Source organism: Microbulbifer maximicatervae (SeqCode) (assembly GCF_052467615.1).
This window is the reverse complement of sequence record NZ_CP174319.1, coordinates 3603476-3624723: the sequence shown is the minus strand read 5'-3', so window position 1 is coordinate 3624723 and position 21248 is coordinate 3603476. Positions and strand designations below refer to the sequence as shown.

18 protein-coding genes and 3 tRNA genes are annotated in these 21248 nt (G+C 52.8%); 15 read left to right on the top strand and 6 right to left on the bottom strand.

Annotated elements, in window-relative coordinates; translation table 11 throughout:
* The first annotated feature begins 56 nt into the window (after positions 1-56).
* On the top strand, positions 57-1217 hold the full coding sequence (locus tag ACJJIM_RS16085; protein ID WP_444891933.1) for an NnrS family protein: 1161 nt from the start codon (positions 57-59) through the stop codon (positions 1215-1217).
* Positions 1218-1299: 82 nt separating this feature from the next.
* Here ACJJIM_RS16085 and ACJJIM_RS16080 read toward each other — a convergent pair whose 3' ends face one another.
* Positions 1300-1722 carry a GFA family protein gene (locus tag ACJJIM_RS16080; RefSeq protein ID WP_444896197.1) on the bottom strand — a complete coding sequence of 141 codons (423 nt, stop codon included), beginning with the start codon at positions 1720-1722 and terminating at the stop codon, positions 1300-1302.
* 82 nt (positions 1723-1804) lie between these two features.
* Positions 1805-2596, bottom strand: a complete 792-nt coding sequence (locus ACJJIM_RS16075) for a PhzF family phenazine biosynthesis protein (RefSeq protein WP_444911448.1) — start codon at positions 2594-2596, stop codon at positions 1805-1807.
* Positions 2597-2790: 194 nt separating this feature from the next.
* On the opposite strand from ACJJIM_RS16075, the gene ubiM reads away from it, so the two are divergent.
* The 14 genes from ubiM (at position 2791) to ACJJIM_RS16005 (ending at position 16345) form a co-directional block, all read left to right on the top strand.
* Positions 2791-3957, top strand: a complete 1167-nt coding sequence (gene ubiM / locus ACJJIM_RS16070; RefSeq protein ID WP_444911447.1) for a 5-demethoxyubiquinol-8 5-hydroxylase UbiM — start codon at positions 2791-2793, stop codon at positions 3955-3957.
* Between the two features lie 288 nt (positions 3958-4245).
* A tRNA-Met gene (locus ACJJIM_RS16065) sits at positions 4246-4322 on the top strand.
* A 41-nt stretch (positions 4323-4363) separates the two neighbouring features.
* Positions 4364-4440, top strand: a tRNA-Met gene (locus ACJJIM_RS16060).
* Between the two features lie 37 nt (positions 4441-4477).
* Positions 4478-4554: transfer RNA gene (locus tag ACJJIM_RS16055), tRNA-Met, on the top strand.
* A 136-nt stretch (positions 4555-4690) separates the two neighbouring features.
* Positions 4691-5155, top strand: a complete 465-nt coding sequence (gene rimP, locus ACJJIM_RS16050; RefSeq protein WP_108734364.1) for a ribosome maturation factor RimP — start codon at positions 4691-4693, stop codon at positions 5153-5155.
* 42 nt (positions 5156-5197) lie between these two features.
* Entirely contained in the window at positions 5198-6700 is a 1503-nt protein-coding gene (gene nusA, locus ACJJIM_RS16045; RefSeq protein WP_413663186.1) for a transcription termination factor NusA, read from the top strand.
* A 64-nt stretch (positions 6701-6764) separates the two neighbouring features.
* Entirely contained in the window at positions 6765-9659 is a 2895-nt protein-coding gene (infB, locus tag ACJJIM_RS16040) for a translation initiation factor IF-2 (RefSeq protein ID WP_413663185.1), read from the top strand.
* Between the two features lie 90 nt (positions 9660-9749).
* Positions 9750-10148, top strand: a complete 399-nt coding sequence (rbfA, locus tag ACJJIM_RS16035; protein ID WP_108734361.1) for a 30S ribosome-binding factor RbfA — start codon at positions 9750-9752, stop codon at positions 10146-10148.
* 3 nt (positions 10149-10151) lie between these two features.
* Positions 10152-11093 carry a tRNA pseudouridine(55) synthase TruB gene (truB, locus tag ACJJIM_RS16030; RefSeq protein WP_282931410.1) on the top strand — a complete coding sequence of 314 codons (942 nt, stop codon included), beginning with the start codon at positions 10152-10154 and terminating at the stop codon, positions 11091-11093.
* A gap of 413 nt (positions 11094-11506) precedes the next feature.
* Entirely contained in the window at positions 11507-11776 is a 270-nt protein-coding gene (gene rpsO, locus ACJJIM_RS16025) for a 30S ribosomal protein S15 (protein WP_252083174.1), read from the top strand.
* 263 nt (positions 11777-12039) lie between these two features.
* A complete protein-coding gene (gene pnp, locus ACJJIM_RS16020; RefSeq protein WP_444911446.1) occupies positions 12040-14163 on the top strand; it encodes a polyribonucleotide nucleotidyltransferase in 2124 nt (707 codons plus the stop codon).
* Positions 14164-14277: 114 nt separating this feature from the next.
* The gene (locus tag ACJJIM_RS16015) at positions 14278-14928 is read left to right on the top strand and encodes a hypothetical protein (protein ID WP_413663183.1); all 651 of its coding nucleotides are present in this window, start codon (positions 14278-14280) and stop codon (positions 14926-14928) included.
* Positions 14921-15325: a GFA family protein gene (locus ACJJIM_RS16010; RefSeq protein WP_413663182.1), complete on the top strand. Its 405-nt coding sequence runs from the start codon at positions 14921-14923 to the stop codon at positions 15323-15325. The genes ACJJIM_RS16015 and ACJJIM_RS16010 overlap by 8 nt, the downstream gene beginning before the upstream one ends.
* Before the next feature lie 51 nt (positions 15326-15376).
* Positions 15377-16345 carry a zinc transporter ZntB gene (locus ACJJIM_RS16005; protein WP_444911445.1) on the top strand — a complete coding sequence of 323 codons (969 nt, stop codon included), beginning with the start codon at positions 15377-15379 and terminating at the stop codon, positions 16343-16345.
* A gap of 55 nt (positions 16346-16400) precedes the next feature.
* Here ACJJIM_RS16005 and ACJJIM_RS16000 read toward each other — a convergent pair whose 3' ends face one another.
* The 4 genes from ACJJIM_RS16000 to panB all read right to left on the bottom strand — a co-directional run bounded on the left by ACJJIM_RS16000 (position 16401) and on the right by panB (position 21246).
* Positions 16401-17963: a hypothetical protein gene (locus ACJJIM_RS16000; protein WP_444911444.1), complete on the bottom strand. Its 1563-nt coding sequence runs from the start codon at positions 17961-17963 to the stop codon at positions 16401-16403.
* 164 nt (positions 17964-18127) lie between these two features.
* Entirely contained in the window at positions 18128-19165 is a 1038-nt protein-coding gene (locus ACJJIM_RS15995) for an endonuclease/exonuclease/phosphatase family protein (RefSeq protein ID WP_444907381.1), read from the bottom strand.
* Positions 19166-19563: 398 nt separating this feature from the next.
* On the bottom strand, positions 19564-20355 hold the full coding sequence (locus ACJJIM_RS15990; RefSeq protein ID WP_444911443.1) for an acyl-CoA thioesterase: 792 nt from the start codon (positions 20353-20355) through the stop codon (positions 19564-19566).
* Positions 20356-20433: 78 nt separating this feature from the next.
* The gene (gene panB / locus ACJJIM_RS15985) at positions 20434-21246 is read right to left on the bottom strand and encodes a 3-methyl-2-oxobutanoate hydroxymethyltransferase (RefSeq protein WP_413663177.1); all 813 of its coding nucleotides are present in this window, start codon (positions 21244-21246) and stop codon (positions 20434-20436) included.
* Between the last annotated feature and the right edge of the window lie 2 nt (positions 21247-21248).

The following is a 21248-nucleotide window of genomic DNA, read 5'->3' as shown; positions in this document are numbered from 1 at the left end:
GCGAATTATTTGTGTAGGGAGCCTGGTGTTCCCGTAGTTGGTAAGGAGAATGGATTTTGATACCTATCGTTGATCGCGCGCGCGCGGAGTCTATTGCACCTATTTGGCGTATGCCGTTTCGACCTTTTTTCTGGGGGGCTGCTCTGTGGAGTATGGTTGCCCTGGTTATCTGGCAGGGGCAGTTATCCGGTTGGCAGATGCCGGCTTTTCGCATGGGGGTAGTCTGGCACTCCCATGAGATGCTGTTTGGGTTCGCGGCTACCGTTGTTGTGGGTTTTCTCGGCACCGCCATGCAAACCTGGACTGGTATCCCCTCGCCAAAGGGAACTCAGCTTATTGCTTTGGTCGGCCTGTGGCTCTTGGCCCGTTTGGGCTACCTGTTGGCGGCGGTTCCTATTTGGATGCCGGTAATTGCTGAAGTCTCCTTTTTCCTGTTCTCAGCGTTTTTGCTCGGAGCCAGGGTGTTGCGAACCAAGCAGTGGCGAAATATGTTTGTATTGCCTGCGATGCTGATGTTTGCTGCATTGTCCGCTAGCCACTGGTTGCTGCCAGGGGCACAGAGCCGAATCGCCTTGCTGGCTTTGCTGTTGGTGACGGCGATTATTCTGATAATCGGCGGGCGGGTTATACCCTTCTTTACGGCGCGCCGCTTTCACTTGAGCCCAAGAGATAAGATACCGGCTGTAGAGTGGGGTACCCATATTGCTGCGGTGGGCTTGTTGCTATCGGTGGCTGTTGGTTTGCCGCAAATGGTTTGGGCCTTTTTTGCGGTCTCTCTGGGTATTTTGCAGGTGATCCGGGTGGTGCGCTGGCACCCTACAAAAATATGGGCAGAACCGATGGTTTGGTCTCTGCATGTGAGCTACTGGTTGGTTATTTTGGGGTGTTTTCTCGCGGCTCTGGCCTGGAGCCAAATTGCCCCTTCCTGGCAGAGTCCCGCCTTGCACGCATTTGCCGTTGGCGGTATCGGCGGATTGATCTTGTCTATGACCAGTCGCGTCAGTCTCGGCCACACAGGTCGGATATTGAAGGCGCCGCGCTTGATGCCCCTGGCTTTTATGGCCCTGGCGTTATCTGCTCTCGCACGTGTGTTTTGGGCACCCGCCCCGAGTGGTTTGCTCGCAGCAATTATTGCCTGGGTAGTCGGTTACACGCTTTTCTTACTGTATTACACCCCGGTGCTTTTCCAGCCGCGCGTTGACGGTCATCCCGGCTAATTCTCTCTATGTGATCTTCAGTTGCTGCGAGAAACCTTATCATCGCAGCAACTGTGGTCGAGTAAAGCCATCATTAACTGGTCTATTCAGAGTCCGCACTAGCTACCTGGGGTAGTTTGTCTACTTTAGGTACTGTTTCCAGTTCCCGGTCCCACTCGGCTTTACTGGCCATAAAGATATGGGCATTAGGCCTTACATCTATTGGGCGATCCAGACTGCCAGCGGGAACAGCGAGGAGGCCAATTTCAGGATCTTCTCGTGGCACTGCGGAACCGCATTGATTGCAAAAGCTTTTGCTGTGCCTCGTCCCTGCCAGCTTAAAGGTTTTGACTTGTTCTGCACCGGATAGCCATTCAAGTTTCGCTGATGCGAAGAATAGGTTTGCTGCATGGGCTGAACCGGTATCTTTGCGGCAGTAACTACAGTGGCAGAGAAAGAAGCCGCCAAAGTCACCTTCAATTTCGAAGTTAATAGTGCCACATAGGCACGATCCTTTTTGTTCCATTGCTCAATGCTCCTCTGTTTAGTTGTACTTATCGTAATTAGGGGAAACTGTGATTTATTTTGGAAATCCCGGCGTTGGGGTATCAAACCCGTATGGTCCCGCTCAAATAGGGTACTGCTTTGCCTGAGATAATGACCCTGTCCCCGGCGATGGTGCAATTCAGCAGGCCGCCGCGCTTGGAGGCTTGATAGGCGATCAGCTCTTTCTTATCCAGAATTTGTGACCAGTAAGGGGCGAGCCCTGTGTGAATAGAACCGGTCACCGGATCTTCGGCACCACCATTGGATGGCCAGAAATATCGGGAGATAAAATCGTACTTATCGGATTTTGCCGTGACGACCACATCGTAGGGGGCGAGCTTTCGCAGGCTGCTCGCATCCTGCTGTACATCCAATACTTCTCGCTCACTATTGTAGATGGCAAAGTAAGCTTGGTTGTTAAGTAACACCTGACTTGGTGTTATTGAAAGCCCCTCCAGCAATTCCTGCGGTATGCGATCTACGGGTTGTGGCTCCCTTCGTGGGAAGTCCATGGAAATAATTCCATTTTCCCCTCGGCTTATTGTCATTTTGCCCACAGCGGCAGCATGGAGCTGGAGTTGCTCACATTGAGGGTTTTGAGAAAAAAGAACATGGGCTGACGCCAGGGTGGCATGACCACAAAAATCAATTTCCGTTAACGGTGAAAACCAGCGAATTCCATAACTGGTATCCGGGCGTTTTACCAGAAACGCGGTTTCGGAAAGATTATTTTCTGCAGCGATGGACTGCATTAAATTTTCATCCAGCCAATCCTCAGTAACAACAACTCCGGCTGAATTTCCGTGAAAGACTTTGTCGGTAAAGGCGTTAATGAAATGAATTTCAAGTTCCATATTTGAACTCCATGGTGCTCCAGTTTTTCAGAAGCGCTGGTGGCGGGCGTGATATTTTATACCCCTAAAGTTCACCAATTTATACCTCTGTAGAGCGGCTTGGGATTGGCTTTAACCTGATCTGGATCAGTTTATCCCGGATGTGAGTCACTAGAGTGACTTGTATTTGTTGCGTGCAAATCAGGGGTGTGAAAATGACGGAGTCCGATGTAGCTATCGTAGGTGCTGGACCGGCGGGACTTTCCTTGGCGGTGATGCTCGCCCGCAAAGGGTGTCAGGTGGCAATTATTGAGCGCCAGGATAAGTCGGCGCTGTCCGCTCCCGTTGATGATGGCCGCGAGATTGCTCTGACACATAAATCCTACAAGCTGCTGCAAGAACTGGGGGCTTGGCAGAGATTATCCCCGGAAGAGATTAGCCCGCTAAATGCTGCCGAAGTAGTCGACGGCAATTCCCCTTCGACACTCCACTTTAGCCCGGGAGAGAGGGGGCCTCTGGGTTTTATTGTCTCCAACTCTGCAATCCGGCGAATCTTATATGAGACAGTTTTGGAGACTGAGAATATAACGCTGCTCGATAACTCGACCGTTACCGGGATGACATTGAGTGGCGCCATGCGTCATCTTGAACTGGCAGAGGGGGAGGGCGTGCGCGCTTCCCTGGTGGTTGCAGCCGACAGCCGTTTTTCTGAAGTGCGACGCATGGCGGGAATTGGCGCCGATATGCGCGACTTTGGCCGAGTGGCGATTGTCGGCCCTGTACGCACCGAATTACCCCACGATGGTATTGCCCGGGAGTGTTTCCGCTACGGTTCGACACTGGCGCTGTTGCCTTTGCCCAAGGCAAATATTTCATCGGCCGTGGTTACTGTTCCCGCCAGTCTCTCTGCCCAGATTATGGCGATGGGTAATGAAGAGTTTGCCGGGCACGTATCCCGCGAAAGCGCGTCCCAGCTCGGCGGTGTCGAAGCTTTTGGTGAGCGCCACTGTTATCCATTGGTTGCGGTATACGCACATCACTTTTTCACTGAGCGCTTTGCCTTGGTGGGAGATGCCGCTGTGGGGATGCATCCAGTGACCGCACATGGATTTAATTTGGGCTTGGCCGGTGCGGATACTTTGGCCCGTCAACTGGATAGTGTTAGCCGTCTATATAACCCGGCCAAGCTGACTCGAGCCCTGGCCCGTTACCAGATGCTGCACCGGGTTGAATCCAAGCCGATTTACTCTGGAACTAATAGGGTGGTGGATTTGTTTACTGACGATCGCCTGCCGGCCAAGTTGCTGCGCAAAATGGTGTTGCGAGTCAGTGATCGCTTTCCCCCAATTCGAAAAGCAATAGTGCACCAGTTAACTCGCTAGCTTATCCAGAGGCTTGTTAAGAGAGTTTTGCTCTTCGTTCTTTTTATAAAAAGTACTTGTGCAAGAAAGAAGACGGTATATGAAGGTGGCCTGCTTGCGGGATTTTCTTCCTTTTCTATACTGATTTGCGAGATGGTAGAGACGGCTTTAACCCCCCGGTGAAAACAAATGCCAATTACGGCTTGACTCACCGGGTCAGCACCAATAGAATGCGCAGCCTCTTGAGTGGTTGGGCTGGTCCCGCCGCAGGGAAACAAAGATCAACCAGGCTTTGTTTCTTGGAGTTGTTGCGGGGTGGAGCAGCCTGGTAGCTCGTCGGGCTCATAACCCGAAGGTCGTAGGTTCAAATCCTGCCCCCGCTACCAATTTTACCTTCGGGTAAAATATTTGATTGCGCATTTGTTGTTGCGGGGTGGAGCAGCCTGGTAGCTCGTCGGGCTCATAACCCGAAGGTCGTAGGTTCAAATCCTGCCCCCGCTACCAACTTTCCTTAGGGAAACTTTGATTGCGCTTTCGTTGTTGCGGGGTGGAGCAGCCTGGTAGCTCGTCGGGCTCATAACCCGAAGGTCGTAGGTTCAAATCCTGCCCCCGCTACCAAATTTTGCATTCGTGCACACTGACTGCACGAATGTGCGGTCAAAGCCCCGTCAGGGGCTTTTTCGTATCTGCAAGAAAAGTTGCAGATATTTTTCGAAGTGGGCCGTAGGCCCATTTTTTGTATGTGGTGACGAGAATGGCGAGCAAACGCGAATTGCTGGAAGAGCTTCTGGCGCCGGTGGTGGCATCGCTGGGGTGTGAGTTGTGGGGTATTGAGTACCAAACCCACGGTCGCAACGCGCTGCTGCGCATTTATATCGACTCCGAAAACGGTATTTCCGTTGAGGATTGCGAGAAAGTGAGCCGCCAATCCAGTGCTGTACTGGATGTGGAAGATCCCATCAGTAGTAAGTACACACTTGAAGTCTCTTCCCCAGGGCTCGACCGCCCTCTTTATAAGCTGGCCCAGTACGAGCGCTTTATCGGCGCCCAGATTGAAGTTCGCCTGCGTATGCCTCTGGATGGGCAGCGTAAGTGGCGCGGACTGCTGGCCGGTGTAGAGGGTGATGAAGTGGTTCTGCGTGTAGATAGTGAAAACGAATACCTTTTGCCGATCGACAGTATCGAAAAAGCAAATATCATTCCCCAATTTACCAAATAACCTGTAGGAGCCTGAGCTCAGGCGATTTTGAGGCACAGTTGCATGAACAAAGAGATCTTGCTGGTAGCCGAGGCGGTATCCAACGAGAAGGGCGTTGACCAGGAGATTATTTTCCAGGCCATCGAAGCGGCATTGGCAACGGCCACGAAGAAGCGCTACGACGAAGATTCAACCATTGAGGTTATCATTGATCGTCGTTCAGGCGATTACGAGACTTTCCGCAGCTGGGAAGTGGTCGGTGATGAAGTCTTGGCTGAGTTGGGTACCCAGTTCACCCTGGAAGAAGCCCACGAAAAAGATGCTGACCTGAAAGCAGGTGACGTTTTCCGCGAGCAGGTGGAAAATGTAGAATTTGGACGCATCGCCGCACAGACCGCAAAGCAGGTCATCGTACAAAAGGTACGTGAAGCCGAGCGCGCCAAAGTTGTAGACGAGTACCGCGATCGCGTCGGTGAGATGGTTAGCGGCACTGTGAAGAAGGTGACCCGCGACTTTATCGCTGTAGACCTGGGCAATAACGCCGAAGCGCGCCTGCCCCGCGATCAGCTGGTTGGTCGCGAAATTTTCCGACTCGGTGATCGCGTGCGCGCAATCCTGTTGGAAATCCAACCGGAAGCCCGCGGCCCCCAGCTGATGCTGAGCCGCTCCTGCCCGGAAATGATTGTCGAATTGTTCCGCATTGAAGTGCCGGAAATTTCCGAGCAGGTAATCGAAATTAAAGGCGCGGCCCGCGATCCCGGGCTGCGTGCAAAAATCGCTGTAAATACCAACGACGGTCGCATCGACCCGGTGGGTGCTTGTGTGGGCATGCGTGGCGCGCGTGTTCAGGCGGTATCCAACGAGCTGTCTGGTGAGCGCGTAGATATCGTTCTGTGGGACGAAAACCCCGCTCAGTTCGTTATCAATGCGATGGCGCCAGCAGAAATTGAATCCATCGTGGTCGACGAAGACACCGGTTCTATGGATGTAGCCGTGGCAGAGGAAAACCTCGCAATGGCTATCGGCCGCAGCGGCCAGAATGTACGCTTGGCCTCCGAGCTGACCCAGTGGCAGATCAATGTCATGAGCAGTGATGAGTGGCAGAGCAAGCAGGAAGCCGAGTCCAGCTCCATCATGCAGGTGTTTATGGATCGCCTGGATATCGATGAAGACGTTGCTGGTGTGCTGGTTGAAGAGGGCTTTGCCTCTCTTGAAGAAGTAGCTTATGTACCCATCGAAGAGATGCTCGCAATTGAGGGCTTCGATGAGGATATCGCTGAGGAGCTGCGCGCCCGCGCCAAGGACACCCTGTTGACCCAAGCGCTGGCATCTGAAGAGAAGCTGGATGCATCTGAGCCCCAGGAAGACCTTTTGAATATGGACGGTATGGAGCGCCAGCTGGCATTCCAACTGGCCAGCCGTGGTATTTCCACGATGGAAGACCTGGCAGAGCAGGCTGTCGATGACCTGCTGGATATCGAAGGTCTCGACCAGGAGCGCGCTGCAGCGCTGATTATGAAGGCGCGTGAGCCCTGGTTTGCCGATGACAGCGGCGAAGAAGCTTAAATGCAGCGAAAAATAACTTACGTATAAGTAACCCCCTCCGACCAAGTGACTTTTAGGAGAGAGAATGGCCGAAGTAACAGTTAGTGAACTCGCCAAATCGGTTGGTGCCACCGAAGACCGTCTGCTCAAGCAGATGAAAGAAGCGGGTTTGCCTCACACCTCTGTGGATGCAGTGGTGTCAGACGAGGAAAAGCAGGTCTTGCTCAGTTTCCTGAAAAGCAGTCACGGGGAGCAGGGCGCCGCGCCGCGCAAGATCACCTTGAAGCGCAAAACCACAAGCACGCTGAAGACTGGCTCTGGCACCGGCCGCAAGACTGTGAATGTGGAAGTGCGCAAGAAGCGCACTTATGTGAAGCGCCCTCAAGCTGAGCTTGAAACCGTAGCGGCAGGCGAAGAATCGAGCAGCCCCGAGCAGGAAGCGGCAGTCGATGCCCTGCAAAATGAGCAGGAAAGACTGGAGGCCGAAGCCGAACGCGCTCGCGTAGAAGCCGAGGCAGAAGCTGCACGCCTAGCGGCGGAAGAAGAGGCGCTAGCCAAAGCCGAAGCCGAGGCGAAAGCCAAGGCTGAAGCCGAAGCGAAAGCCAAGGCCGAAGCAGAAGCAAAAGCCAAGGCTGAAGCCGAAGCGAAAGCAAGCAATGAAGTAAAAGCCGATCAAGATGCGGCTAAATCAGAGGATAAGACCGCGGAAAACGTAGTGAAAAAGGCAGAGCCCGCCGCACCAATCCGCTCAAGCTACTCAGACGATATCGAGGCAATGCGAATTGCCGCGATGGAGCGTCGCAAGCAGCAGGCTGAGCAGGAAAAGCGTGAACTTGAAGAGAAGAAAGCTAAAGTAGAAGCTGACCGACGCGCAGCCCAGGAAAAGAAAGAGAAAGCTGCGCAAGCTGCACAGACAGCCAAGGCTAAGCCAGCACCGGCAAAAAGTGCTGAGAAGACCTCTGAGGTCAAGCCAGCTCTGCGTCGCAAGCTGGAGGCAGCATCCACTGCTCCCGCTGAAGCTGATCGCTCTGAGGACGAGCCGCGTAAGCGTCGCGGTCGCCGCTCCAAGTCCGGCCCGAAAAAATCCAGCAAAACCGCTCTGTACGAACAGGCGCTGGAAGTATTTGAGGAAGACGAAGCATCCAAGCGCAGCACGCGCTCCCTGTCTCGTCCGACCTTGAAGGTTAAACCTACGCACGGCTTTAAAAGGCCCACGGAGAAACAGGTGTACGAAGTACAGTTGGGCGAAACCATCACTGTTGGCGAGCTGGCCAAACAGATGAATGTGAAAGCCGGTGACCTGATCAAGCGCCTGATGAAAATGGGCGAGATGGTTACTATCAACCAGAGCCTGGACCGTGAAACTGCACAGCTGATCATCGAAGAGATGGGCCACAAGGTGGTATTCCGCTCTGAGAGCGAGCTGGAGGAAGCGCTGGTTGCCGAGACCCAGGCCAGTGAAGGCACTGAGGTGTCCCGCGCACCAGTAGTTACCGTTATGGGTCACGTTGACCACGGTAAAACCTCCCTGCTGGACTACATCCGTAAGACCAAGGTGGCTTCCGGTGAGGCCGGTGGTATTACCCAGCACATCGGTGCTTACCGTGTGAAAACCAGCCAGGGCGAGATCGCTTTCCTGGATACCCCCGGACACGCCGCCTTTACTGCGATGCGCGCCCGTGGCGCCCAGGCGACTGACGTGGTTATCCTGGTCGTGGCCGCTGACGACGGTGTGATGCCGCAGACTGAAGAAGCAGTGAACCACGCCCGCGCTGCCGGTGTGCCGCTGGTTGTTGCGATCAACAAGTGCGACAAAGAAGCTGCCGATCCCGATCGTGTTAAAAACGAGCTGGCTGCGAAAGACGTTATCCCAGAAGATTGGGGCGGTGATACCCAGTTTATCAATGTGTCTGCACACACGGGTGAAGGTATCGACGACCTGCTGGAAGCGATTTCCCTGCAAGCAGAGATGCTGGAGCTGAAGGCCAAGGTCAAGGTACCGGCAACGGGTGTTGTGATCGAATCCCGCCTGGAAAAAGGTCGCGGTGTTGTGGCCACCCTGCTGGTACAGAACGGCGAGCTGAAGCGCGGCGATATCGTACTGGCAGGCCAGAGCTACGGCCGTGTTCGCGCCATGACCAACGAGCTGGGCAAGCAGGTTAAAGAAGCTGGCCCTTCAACTCCGGTTGAGCTGCTGGGTCTGGACACCACACCCAACGCCGGTGACGAGTTCATGGTGGTTGCGGATGAGCGCAGAGCTCGTGAAGTAGCTGAACAGCGCGGTGATAAAGAGCGTCGTGAGCGCATGCAGCGCCAGCAGGCGGCCAAGCTGGAAAACATGTTTGCGAACATGGAAGCCGGCGAGCGCAAAGTACTGCCGGTTGTTATCAAAGCGGACGTTCGCGGCTCCCTGGAAGCTATCCTGGGCGCACTGGCGGATATCGGCAACGAAGAAGTTTCTGTCAACGTCGTGTCCAGCGGTGTAGGTGGTATCGCCGAGAACGATATCAACCTGGCCCTGACCTCCGGCGCTATCGTACTGGGCTTCAACACCCGTGCTGATGTGGCTGCCCGAAAGGTTGCTGAGACAGAAGGCGTAGAGATTCGTTACTACAGCGTGATCTACAACCTGCTCGACGAAGTGAAGCAGGCGCTGTCCGGTATGCTTGATCCAGAAATACGTGAAGAAATCGTGGGTATTGCCCAGGTTCGCGATGTATTCCGCTCACCGAAGTTTGGCGCCATTGCCGGTTGTATGGTTACTGAAGGTACCGTCTACCGCAACAAGCCGATCCGCGTACTGCGCGACAACGTTGTGATCTATCAGGGTGAACTGGAATCCCTGCGTCGCTTCAAAGACGATGTGCAAGATGTGCGCAACGGCATGGAGTGTGGTATCGGGGTTAAGGACTACAACGACGTTAAGTCCGGTGACCAGATCGAAGTTTACGATATCGTTAAGGTTGCTCGCGAACTCTAAGGAGTTCCGCAGCGGATCGAGGATAAACCCGCGCGGCGTTAGCCGTGCGGGTTTTCCTGTCTTTAAACCGCCATTCTCAATAGGTAAACAATGGCAAGAGAATTTCATCGCGCAGACCGCGTCGCCGACGCCATGCGCCGCGAGCTGGCCCAGCTGATCCAACACGAGATTCGCGATCCTCGCCTGGGTATGATCAACGTCAATGATGTTGAAGTCAGCCGCGACTTAACCGTTGCTAAAGTTTTTGTCACCCTGGTGGGTGAGGATGATCGCAGCAAAATTAATACCTCTATCGAAGTGCTGAACAAAGCCGCCGGCTTTTTGCGCACGCAGCTCGCGCGTGCAATCCAGATTCGCACTATTCCCCGTTTGCACTTCCGCTACGACGAGACCTCGGTGCGCGGCCAGGCGCTGTCTGCCCTGATCGACAAGGCGGTTAAAGAAGATCGCAAACACCAAGACGACGATAGCGACTCCAACGAAGATTAATCCATGGGCCGCAGACCAAAATGGGGCCGGCCGGTTCACGGCGTGCTGTTATTGAACAAGCCCGCCGGGATTACCGCCAATGACGCCCTGCAAAAAGCCAAACGACTCTTTTTCGCCAATCGCGCCGGTCACACCGGAGCGCTGGACCCCCTGGCAACCGGCGTGTTGCCGATCTGTTTCGGCGAAGCGACCAAGTTTTCCCAGTACCTACTCGATGCGGACAAGCGCTATCGCAGTACTTTTGTTTTCGGTATGACCACTGCTAGTGGCGATGCCGATGGCGATGTACTGGAAACTAAAGATGCTTCCGGTTTGACTGAAGAAGCTGTGCTGAAAGCGATGGAAGCCTTTCGCGGTCCTATCAAGCAAGTGCCGTCCATGTACTCGGCCCTCAAGCACAAGGGGCAGCCGCTGTATAAGTTGGCGCGCCAGGGCTTGGAAGTGGAGCGCGAGGCGCGGGAAGTAGAGATTTTTGAATTTGAACTGCTGAGCTTTACACCGGGCGCCCAGCCCCGTGCAGAAGTTGAGGTTCACTGCTCCAAGGGCACTTATATTCGCAGTATTGCCGAAGACCTGGGTCAGGCCCTGGGTGTCGGTGCCTATGTGGAAGAGTTGCACCGCAGCGCCGCCGGTCCCTACGTCGAGGCCGATTCAGTGACTCTGGATGAGCTCACCGAGGAGCGCGGTGAGGGAATGGCGGAGGAGTTGGATCACCACCTGTTATCGGTGGATTCTCCCGCCTCTTCGCTGCCCAAACTCACCCTTCCGGACGAGTCTGGTTACTATGTGCGTCAGGGGCAGCCGGTAATGGATTTGCAGGTCTACCGTATCGGTGAAGAAGGTGATATGGTGCGCCTCTTCCTGGAAAATGGCGATTTTCTGGGCGTAGGAGAAATTACTGACGACGGGTGCGTAGCGCCTCGGCGTCTGGTAAGCAGTACTTAAGCAGAAAACGCTATATTGGTGAGAGCCGATAGCGGTTGATGTGAGAGTACTGCAGTGGGCAAAGGAGCCTCTGAATAACTCCGTAATGCCTCTGCGGGCCTTGAAGGCTGCAGATGTTAGGCGCAGCTCGCCGCGAATGGCCTTAGCCCTTTGCAAGAGCTGTAACGCAGCAGCTGTGGCCTTCAAGGCCCGCCCTTCGGGGCTTGCAGAGCGATTCACACTCCGCGTTGCGACTTCTTGAAAGGTCTAGACATTCCTGCGAAGCCGCGCCTTGATTGTGAACCGCTCTGCATGCCAGAGGTATCACGGAGTTGTTTAGAGGCTCCTTAAGTCCACAACAGTGAGTAGCTGGTCTGTAAATATGCACGGGCCAGCCGAATCTTTTAAAGCATATTACGACGAGGTTAATCGTTATGGCACTGTCTGCAGTAGAAAAAGCAGCAATCCTGAAAGAGCACGGCCAATCTGAAGGCGACACCGGTTCTCCGGAAGTCCAGGTAGCCCTGCTGACTGCCAACATCAACAAACTGCAGGGTCACTTCTCTGCGCACAAGCAGGATCACCACTCTCGCCGTGGTCTGATCCGCATGGTAAACCAGCGTCGCAAGCTGCTGGACTACCTGAAGCGCAAGGATCTGAACCGTTACGCACAGCTGATCGCTAAGCTCGGCCTGCGTCGCTAAGACCCTGGAATGCCCGCCTCTGGCGGGCTTTCTTCTTTAATGCTTGCTGAAAAGTGGCGCTGTTGTCACTTTTCGGCAGTTTCGCAACACAACCCCAGGGACAAATATCCCGGCGGATGTGCTGCGTTTGCACCGGCCACCCGGGTCGGTAGCGGTACATCCCCGTATCGCTCTGGATTGAAGGTTTGGAACTTCTATCCAGGCAACCACTGTAGGGGTTACTGGAATGGGCCAGTAACCGTAAGGAAATAGGAAAAAAACTAGTGAATCCAGTAAGCAAAACTTTCCAATACGGACAACACCAAGTCACCATCGAGACCGGCCGTATCGCGCGCCAGGCTACCGGTGCTGCCCTGGTTAGCATGGGAGAGACTGTTGTCCTGTGTACTGTTGTCGGCGCTAAAGAAGCCAAGCCTGATCAGGGCTTCTTCCCGTTGTCCGTGCACTATCAAGAAAAAGCCTACGCGGCTGGCAAAATTCCCGGTGGTTTCTTCAAGCGTGAAGGCCGCCCGTCTGAAAAAGAAACCCTGACTTCCCGTCTGATCGATCGCCCGATCCGCCCGCTGTTCCCGAACGGCTTTATGAACGAAGTTCAGGTGATGTGTACTGTTCTCTCCGCTGAGAAGGACATGGACCCGGATATCGCTGCCATGATCGGCACTTCCGCAGCGCTGTCTGTTTCCGGTATTCCTTTCGCAGGCCCAATCGGTGCTGCGCGCGTGGGTTACACCCAGCAAGACGGCTACCTGCTGAACCCGGGCTACGAAGCTCTGAAGACCTCCGAGCTGGACATGGTCGTTGCCGGTACCAAAGACGCCGTACTGATGGTGGAGTCCGAAGCCCAGGAGCTGCCGGAAGACATCATGCTGGGTGCGGTACTCTATGCACACCAGGAAATGCAGGCCATTATCAAGGTTTGTGAAGAGTTGAAAGCGGAAGCGGGCAAGCCCCAGTGGGACTGGCAGGCTCCGGCGGAAAACACCGAGTTGAAAGCTGCCCTGGACGCTCAGTTTGGCGAAAAGGTTGCCGAAGCCTACCGCATCACCAACAAGCAAGAGCGCAGCACCCGCCTGGCGGAACTGCGCAGCGAAGCCGCTGAAGCCCTGGCTACTGAAGAAATCAGCGCCGATCTGGTAAAAAGCTACTTCGGCAAGCTGGAGAAGAAGCTGGTGCGCGGCGCTGTCGTTCGCGGCGAGCCCCGTATCGACGGTCGCGACAGCAAAACTGTACGTTCGATTGCTGTGGAAGTTGGCGCTCTGCCCAAGTCCCACGGCTCTGCGCTGTTCACCCGTGGTGAGACCCAGGCTCTGGTAGTGGCTACCCTCGGTTCCACTGGCGATGCACAGATCATCGACGCCCTGGAAGGTGAGCGCAAAGACTACTTTATGCTGCACTACAACTTCCCTCCCTACTCTGTAGGTGAAGCGGGTCGTGTAGGTGCTACCGGTCGTCGCGAAATCGGTCACGGCCGCCTCGCTCGTCGCGGTATCGCTGCAGTTCTGCCGAGCCCGGATAGCTTCCCCTACACCGTGCGTGTAGTTTCCGAGATCACTGAATCCAACGGTTCCAGCTCCATGGCTTCCGTATGTGGTTCCAGCCTGGCGCTGATGGATGCGGGTGTTCCGCTGAAGGCACCGGTAGCCGGTATCGCTATGGGTCTGGTGAAGGAAGAAGAAGGCTACGCGGTTCTGACCGATATCCTCGGTGACGAGGACCACCTCGGCGATATGGACTTCAAAGTAGCGGGTACCGCCTCTGGTGTGACCGCGCTGCAGATGGACATCAAGATCGAAGGTATTACCGAAGAGATCATGGAGACCGCTCTGGAGCAGGCTCTGCACGCGCGTCTGCACATCCTCGCGGAAATGAACAAGGTGATCGACTCTTCCCGTACCACCGTGAATGAGAACGCACCGCGCTACGCGACCCTGAAGATCCATCCGGATAAGATCCGCGACGTGATCGGTAAGGGCGGTGCGACTATCCGCTCCATCACTGAAGAGACCGGCGCCTCCATCGATATCGAAGATGACGGCACTATCAAAGTCTTCGGTGAAGACGGTGAGAGCCTGGAAGCGGCGGTAACCCGCATCGAGGAGATCACTGCGGAAGCTGAGATTGGCGCTATCTACGAAGGTACCGTGGTACGTATCGTAGACTTCGGTGCGTTCGTTAACTTCCTGCCGGGCAAAGACGGTCTGGTGCATATCTCCCAGATCGCTGAAGAGCGCGTAAATGCCGTAACTGATTACCTGAGTGAAGGTGAGAAGATTAAGGTTAAGGTACTCGACGTTGACCAGCGTGGACGTATCAAGCTTTCTATCAAGGAAGCCAAGGCCGATGCAGCTGCCGCTGAAGAAGCCAAGCAAGCTTCCGACGAAGCTTAAGTCTACGGACTGAAAAAACCCGGCTTTTAAGCCGGGTTTTTTTGTATCTGCCGAAGCGGAATTGTCGCTTATTACCGGTTTTCTATTAGAATTCTGGAAAAAAAGGGCAAAACATTGGACAACTTCTGGCTGATCGACATTCTCCTCACCCTCGCCGCACTGCTGATAGCCAATCAGTACTGGCGTCTTACCAATGCTCGCTTCCAATCAGCTGCACTCTTGGTGATGGCGGGTCTTCTATTTATCGCTGTCTCCGCGATTGTCGGTGCTTATCGCTACGGTATTGATCCCGGGGCAACCCAATTACACCGGGCTTTACTGCAACTATCCGGGTTTAGTTCGCTGTTACTAATTGGAATAGGGTTGGTTTGGGCACGTTTCGAGATAGGTATTGGACAGAGTACCCGGGGACCCGCTTATGTAGTGCTGGTGCTGGTATTGGCCTCGTCTATTGGCGTCTCGGAAAGTGGCAGGTTATCGCCGCAGGAAGTGACAGAGGTATTTTCCGCCCTGGGGCTTCTATTGTGGTTGTGGGTTGCAATGATGGAATTGATGTCACCGCGACGACTATCGCCACCGGGTCCTTTGTTACTGGGGGCAGGGGCAGTAGTCATTGCAATGGATGGATTGTTTGTGGGTACCGGCGCTCCGCGGGTGCTGGGTTTGGCGCGTACAAACTGGTTCCACCTGCTGCTGGGCCTTTCGCTGTTTTCACTGTTGGCTGCCCGCCCGTTATTTGAAAAGGACAATAATTCAAATGAGTAAAGTTACTACTGAACTTCGCGGAGGTTGCCACTGTGGCGCTATTCGCTATCGGGCGCGGCACGAGCGCGACTCAGAGGAGAAACTGGTAGCCCATGCGTGCAATTGCTCGATGTGTGAAAAAGTGGGTTTTCTGCACGTCATTATTCCCGCTGAAAACTTTAAGCTGGAGTCTGGGGAAAAAGACCTGGATTGTTATACGTTTAATACGGGAGTGGCCAAGCACCTGTTTTGTCGCCATTGCGGCGTTAAGTCTTTTTATGTGCCGCGCTCCAACCCGGATGGCTATAGTCTTAATGCGCGCTGTTTTGATGAGAGGCCCGGAGACTTGGAGGTCGAACCTTTCGATGGTCAAAACTGGGAGCAGAACGCCGCAGAGCTGGCCCATCTCAGTAAATAAGTCGCGCAAAGAAAGTGATGCTCCAATCAATATCAGGTGATATGAGAGCTTATGGAAACTGGTCTGGTCTACGCTGTCTTACTCGATCGCAAAGGCTCGGGCCGAGAGCTTTCCTGGGCAGAGGTGAAATCCTGGCAACCTGATCAGGGAATTCTCTGGTTGCATTTTGACTACGACAGCACCAACACCGTCGAGTGGCTGCAACAGGATAGTGGACTCACAGCTACGGCGATAGAGACCCTGTCTGCGAAGACAACGCGCCCCTGTGTAATGACTGTGGATCAGGGGCTGATGTTGGCTATGTACGGCATTGAGCGAAAATCCAAACCGCGTGCAAAGGATATGATCGCCATTCGCATTTGGGCCGAGGAAAACCGTATTATCAGTACCGGCCGACGGAAGTTGCTTTCAGAGGATGACTTGCTTTCTCGTTTGCGCAGTGGCTTTGGTCCCCGTGGAACTGCGGCTCTTTTGATGTCCCTGGCAGATCTGTTGGTCTTGCGTATGTGTGATCGGGCCGAAGACTTCGAAGAAAAAATCGATGACCTGGAAAACCTGTTATTAGATAAGGGAGGTTCGGAGCTCTCTTCCCTACTGGTTCGGCTGCGCAAGAGAACTATCGTATTGCGACGCTACTTATGCCTGCAGCGGGAGGTGCTCGGGCGTTTGCAGCAGGAATCCCTATCCTGGTTTGATGAGCACAGCCACGCCCTCTTGGGAGAGGTAAATGATCGGTTACAGCGCCATGTTGACGATATCGATGCGGTAAGGGAGCGCGCGGCAATCGCTCAGGAGGAATTGTTGAGTCGCACTTCGGATCAGTTGAATAGTCGTATGTATGTACTATCAGTGGTGGCGGCAGTTTTTTTACCGCTGAGCTTTCTCACTGGATTGTTTGGGATTAATGTCGGCGGTATTCCCTGGGGACAGTCGTCATTGGGCTTTATTGCTTTTTGCATCTTGCTGGTGGTGGCATTGGCTGGGCAGATCGCTTTGTTTTACTGGAAAAAGTGGTTGTAGTTATCTTTTGAAGTATCCTAGCTAAATAGGTTATTTCAGTTATCTGGGCTGCCAATCAGCCACGAAACCCTATAGACCTTACGATTCGATCAGCATTCGCCATAATGGTAAAGGTGATGGTTGAGCCTGCAATATTGGGAAAGTTGGCAGAATCCACAATATGGACATTTTTAAAGTGTGCCGGCCTTCCTAAGAGGTCTGAGCGGAATATCTCATGTTTTCCTCCCATCGGGAAACTGCCACCAAGGTGGAAGCTTTTGCCTGGTGGTAGTACGGTGAGAAAGAAGGGGGGGACCATACCAAGCCTTATCAGTGAACGCCTTATTAAAGACTGTGTTCTTTGGGCGATTTCTCGGGCTCTCGTATTTTCAATTCCTCTTATTTCTATTGAAGAGCTATCTGCTTGTTTGTCGGTTAAAGTTAGTTCCAATGAGTCAGAATCCTCAGAGGACATAAAACCCTGAATTACGTATAAGCGATCCAAGGCGACTTGCTTTGGGAAAAGGGGGGGGAGTAGAGATATTAATTGCTCTTCAATAATTTGGCTTCGACCGTAAAGTTGAAGGTGTATTTGTTCAGGGCTTATGTTTGGATTGTCAATCTCTAAAAAGATTTCTGCGAGGGTAAACTCAATCTCATAACGATACCCTTTGTAGAGAAAGAGGGGGAAGAAAAAATACTGACTGTTTTTGATTTTGATTGGAGTATTTAATAGATTGAGGGATCTTGCCAGTATTGTAGTGGTGGCAAACTGGCCGGTTGCGAGAAAAACTTTCTGTGCGGTAATTTTTTTTATTTTGCTATTGGTTATATCAACTGCAATCACGTTTACGCCTTGACTTGTTTCATGAATCTCCAGGACAAGAAGACCTTTATGTATGGTGAGTTTGTCTTTTTGTAGTTTTTCAAACAAGTATTTAGGGTTGAAAATAGATTGGTATGGGCATCCGTCAAAGCAGTGGCCGCAATATCTACATCCATGCTCCCCCTTGCTTGCATCTACCGCTAAGCGGGCTCGACCAAATTCAATGCCATTCCTCTGGAGATTACTTTCAATAGCCTTCAATTTTTTCAATAAGAAATCTGTCGGCGCATTTCTTTTGATGGCAGTAAAGTTGTTAGGGAATAGTGGATACTTGTTATTGAGATTGTCTATCTCCGCACTTATAGGCATATAGCGGAGTACATTTTTGTAGGATGGCGTTAGTTCATTTAAGGAGATAGGCCAATTTGCTAGCTGACTTTCACTGTAGGGCATGATAGCTGCACCCCATACGTTCCCAAGCCCACCAAAGCCATGGGAAAATTCTGTATTACAGTTTTTTGTCGTAATGCTGAGAGGTTTTGGTACTCTGTATGGAAAGTCAGACCCAAATAGATATCTTCTTTCCAGGCCTTTTCGGGAGGCTACTGGAGCTGGAAACAGTTTATCTTTGTCCTCCTGAGTCCATGCATCAATGTTTTTTTTGGATAAGATATTAACTTGGTATTTGATATCGTCTTCAAGGTCATATGAAACATCAACGACTTCAACTTCTTGCCCAATATCTTGCAATGCCTTGACTGTAGCGATACTCGCAGGACCACTCCCGACAACTAGGTTCTTAATCCTGTCCACTGAAAGCCCTTCCCGCCAAGCATGCGGTTTATGCGTGGGTTAAAGTTCTCCTCAATAAGCAAAATTGTAGCTGGATTGGGTTTTCAGTCCGGTGTCGTTCACTTTGTCGGTAAATTGGTTAAGCCCCTACCGATCCCCTGCGGAAGAGGCTGTGTGCCGCTCGTTTAGTGTTTAACCCATGAGAAGTCTACAAATACTGGGTCGTGGTCGCTCAGCCCGGTGTACTCCGCGGAGCCAATGTAGTAATTGGTTACGTCCAGCGTGTAATTGGGGTTGTTATTAATAACGACGACATGATCGGTATCGTCCTGAAGTTCATCAGCACAGGCTTCCAAGCTGGTGTCGCTGCCAGATAGCATATATTGGCAGGCATGCTTGCCGCCGGTTTTGGCAAAAAATGCTTTCCAAGTTTGGTAGTTTGTACCGCGCCAGCCGTCGTCATTTTCATCAAACGCCATATTGAAATCACCAGCCAAAATGACTGTGGCATTACTTGAGTGGGCGACGATCATATCGGCAATCTGGTCGAGTTGCTTGGCTTTGGCATTTAGATCATCGTCTTGGTGTCCTGCATCCATATGGGTGTTGTACACATGAACATGGAAGTTTTTGGTCACTTCAACTTTTGCTACGGTAAAGCCTTTTTCGGTATCACAGTCATTACCTGCGCACTTATCAAAAGTTTCCTCCTCATAAGTGGCGAAGGTGTAGTCGTCGTCATCGCGATTATCTCGGTCAAACGGAAACTTGGAAAAGGTCAGCAGGCCATTGCCAAAGCTGGTACCAGTGCCTTTCCAGTGTTTGGAGCGATAGGGGACTGTGTCGTTATCGAGCTTGTCGTCGTCGTCCAGATAATTGGCTTTGGTTTTGCTCCAAGCCTCCTGCATCAACCAGAGGTCTTTGGGGTTATTATCAAAAGTGTTAATAATTTGTTTGAAGTCAGACTTGCTGTTGCCGCCTATACACTCCAAAAATCCATCCATGTTGTAGACGATCATGTCAAAGCTGCCTGAATTGGCATCGGCAAATTCAGTGTCACCGTATTCATAGCCGTCCAGGTCTTTTGAGCCGGTATCGTCGACATCATCAATAAATTCAAACCAGTTACAAGAAGTAATTGCATCCCAAACGTCTTCAAAATCTACTGCTGCGGCGGAATGGCTGAATAGAAGTGTGAGTGAAAAAAATATTCTTTTTATCATTATTGCTCTCCAACTTTGTTGTTACCGACGGTTTTGTAGTGGGGTCGAAAATTGGGGCGTTTCTCTGGCGGCCCCTTTGTTTTCGATGGGGGGGATGATGGATAGCGTAGATTACAAATTGGAGTAAAGGAGGTTTTTTTTATTTTATTTTTCTGTAAGGGCGGCGCGATTTATTTTTTTCATAAGAAAATAATAAAAATCACGAAAGTTGTATATTTTTATGCAGGTAATAATTGATTCGTTAGGCGGGTTAAGCAGGATCGGGAAGTATTATTTAGAGTGGTCTGAAGGCCGTAGAAAAGTTACAAAATTCTTTAGGACCACTTAAATGGTTCCATCCGTGGAGCCAAGGCACTCAATGAGTGGCGGTAAAAGGATAGTTGATCGACGAGTGCTGGTTAACCAAAGATAGTGACCATTTGGCGGGAGAGGGCGGTTAAACGTCCATCGGCATCCCACAAGCGGGCCTGTATTACTGCGTAGCCATCCTCGGCCTGTTCCACTTCGGCCTCGTATTGCCACCAGTCAGAAGCGGTGCGCTCTGGGAGTGGCTCCATAAACTCCACTGTCCATGTTAATGAGCTGGCGGGAGCCGGCTCTTTCATCATCGGGAGTGTCGCCGGTGGCCAGGCATCGATCAGTGCGAGTAAGTGGCTGATACCGGTACGGCCTTCACTGCCATCCTTAAATCGTACCCACCCACCTAAAATTCTCTCTTTTGCGCCGCTGAAAGGCAGCCCCCCACAAGCGATGCGGTAATCGAACTTCTGTGTGAACTCCGGCACTACACCTTCGATATAGGGTAGGGGCAGGCATTTATCCGGGGTGGGGTACTCCGGTGCTGAGGGACCTTTGGCGAGAACGGATGACTCCCTGCCGCGACCAAAACTGGCGAGGCCCGCCAGCATAACGGCACCATTCTGATCGAGGTGCCCCTGTACCTGAGTGACAGAGCGGCCTGCGCGGAGGACATCCGCACGGGTGTTAATCTCCCCCGGGGCAACCGGGCCTACGAATGAGGTGGTAAAAGAGCGTAAGCTGCTCTCAGAAGGCAGCTCTGAAGCCATCTGCTCATAGAGCATTGCGGCTACAAGGCCGCCAAATGTAGCTCGCCCCTGGGTCCAGCCTTCGGGCACAGAAGTGGCGCCATTGGTCGAGAGCCAATCCTGGATTAGTTGGTCGAAAGTCATAGTGTTACCGCTTGAGAGCGGCAGGTGGGACCTGCCGCAGAAAAATACCGGGTGAGAAGCACCCGGATGAGGGGAGTATTATTTAAATATGTGTTCCTCGCCGGGGAAAACGCCTTGTTTGACGTCCTCGGCGTATTTGCGCAGGGCCCCGGGAATATCCTCGGCCTCTACCAGGAAGTTTTTGGAAAACTTGGGGGGCTGTTGGGTGAGGCCCAGGATGTCATTGATTACCAGTACCTGGGCATCGCAGTCGCGGCCCGCGCCTATGCCGATGGTGGGCATGGATACGGCTTCGGTAATACGCTTTGCCAGGTCCGCGGGTACACATTCCAGCACCAACAGATCAGCTCCGGCTTCGTCGAGTTGCAAGGCGTCTTCGAGAATTTGCTTGGCGTGTTCTTCGTCGCGCCCCTGAACGCGATAGCCTCCCAGTTTGTGTACTGATTGAGGGGTGAGGCCCAGGTGGGCGCAAACGGGAATACCGCGATCAGTAAGGATCTTCACGGTGTCGGCAAGCCAGGCGCCTCCCTCGATCTTCACCATATGTGCACCGGCCTGCATGATCCGGGTTGCATTCTGGAGTGCCTGCTCTGGGGTGGCGTAGGTCATAAACGGCATATCCCCCATAATCAGGGACTTCTTATTGCCGCGCGCGACCGCCTCGACGTGGTAAATCATTTGCTCCATCGTCACTGGCACGGTGCTGTCGTAACCCAGCACGGTCATGCCCAGGGAATCTCCGACGAGCAGTGTCTCAACCCCGGACTTTTGTGCCATCGCAGCCATAGGGGCATCGTAGAGAGCAACGGTAATAAACTTCTCACCATTCGCTTTCATTTTTCGCAGGGTTTGAACGGTTACGAGCTTTTCTAATTCAGAGGGTGCATACATAA

Coding starts and splice junctions, on each gene's coding strand:
- infB (WP_413663185.1), top strand. CDS start 6,765: ATGGCCGAAGTAACAGTTAGTGAACTCGCCAAATCGGTTGGTGCCACC.
- panB (WP_413663177.1), bottom strand. CDS start 21,246: ATGTATGCACCCTCTGAATTAGAAAAGCTCGTAACCGTTCAAACCCTG.
- rbfA (WP_108734361.1), top strand. CDS start 9,750: ATGGCAAGAGAATTTCATCGCGCAGACCGCGTCGCCGACGCCATGCGC.
- truB (WP_282931410.1), top strand. CDS start 10,152: ATGGGCCGCAGACCAAAATGGGGCCGGCCGGTTCACGGCGTGCTGTTA.
- ACJJIM_RS16010 (WP_413663182.1), top strand. CDS start 14,921: ATGAGTAAAGTTACTACTGAACTTCGCGGAGGTTGCCACTGTGGCGCT.
- ubiM (WP_444911447.1), top strand. CDS start 2,791: ATGACGGAGTCCGATGTAGCTATCGTAGGTGCTGGACCGGCGGGACTT.
- ACJJIM_RS15990 (WP_444911443.1), bottom strand. CDS start 20,355: ATGACTTTCGACCAACTAATCCAGGATTGGCTCTCGACCAATGGCGCC.
- nusA (WP_413663186.1), top strand. CDS start 5,198: ATGAACAAAGAGATCTTGCTGGTAGCCGAGGCGGTATCCAACGAGAAG.
- ACJJIM_RS16080 (WP_444896197.1), bottom strand. CDS start 1,722: ATGGAACAAAAAGGATCGTGCCTATGTGGCACTATTAACTTCGAAATT.
- ACJJIM_RS16005 (WP_444911445.1), top strand. CDS start 15,377: ATGGAAACTGGTCTGGTCTACGCTGTCTTACTCGATCGCAAAGGCTCG.
- ACJJIM_RS16075 (WP_444911448.1), bottom strand. CDS start 2,596: ATGGAACTTGAAATTCATTTCATTAACGCCTTTACCGACAAAGTCTTT.
- rpsO (WP_252083174.1), top strand. CDS start 11,507: ATGGCACTGTCTGCAGTAGAAAAAGCAGCAATCCTGAAAGAGCACGGC.
- ACJJIM_RS15995 (WP_444907381.1), bottom strand. CDS start 19,165: ATGATAAAAAGAATATTTTTTTCACTCACACTTCTATTCAGCCATTCC.
- rimP (WP_108734364.1), top strand. CDS start 4,691: ATGGCGAGCAAACGCGAATTGCTGGAAGAGCTTCTGGCGCCGGTGGTG.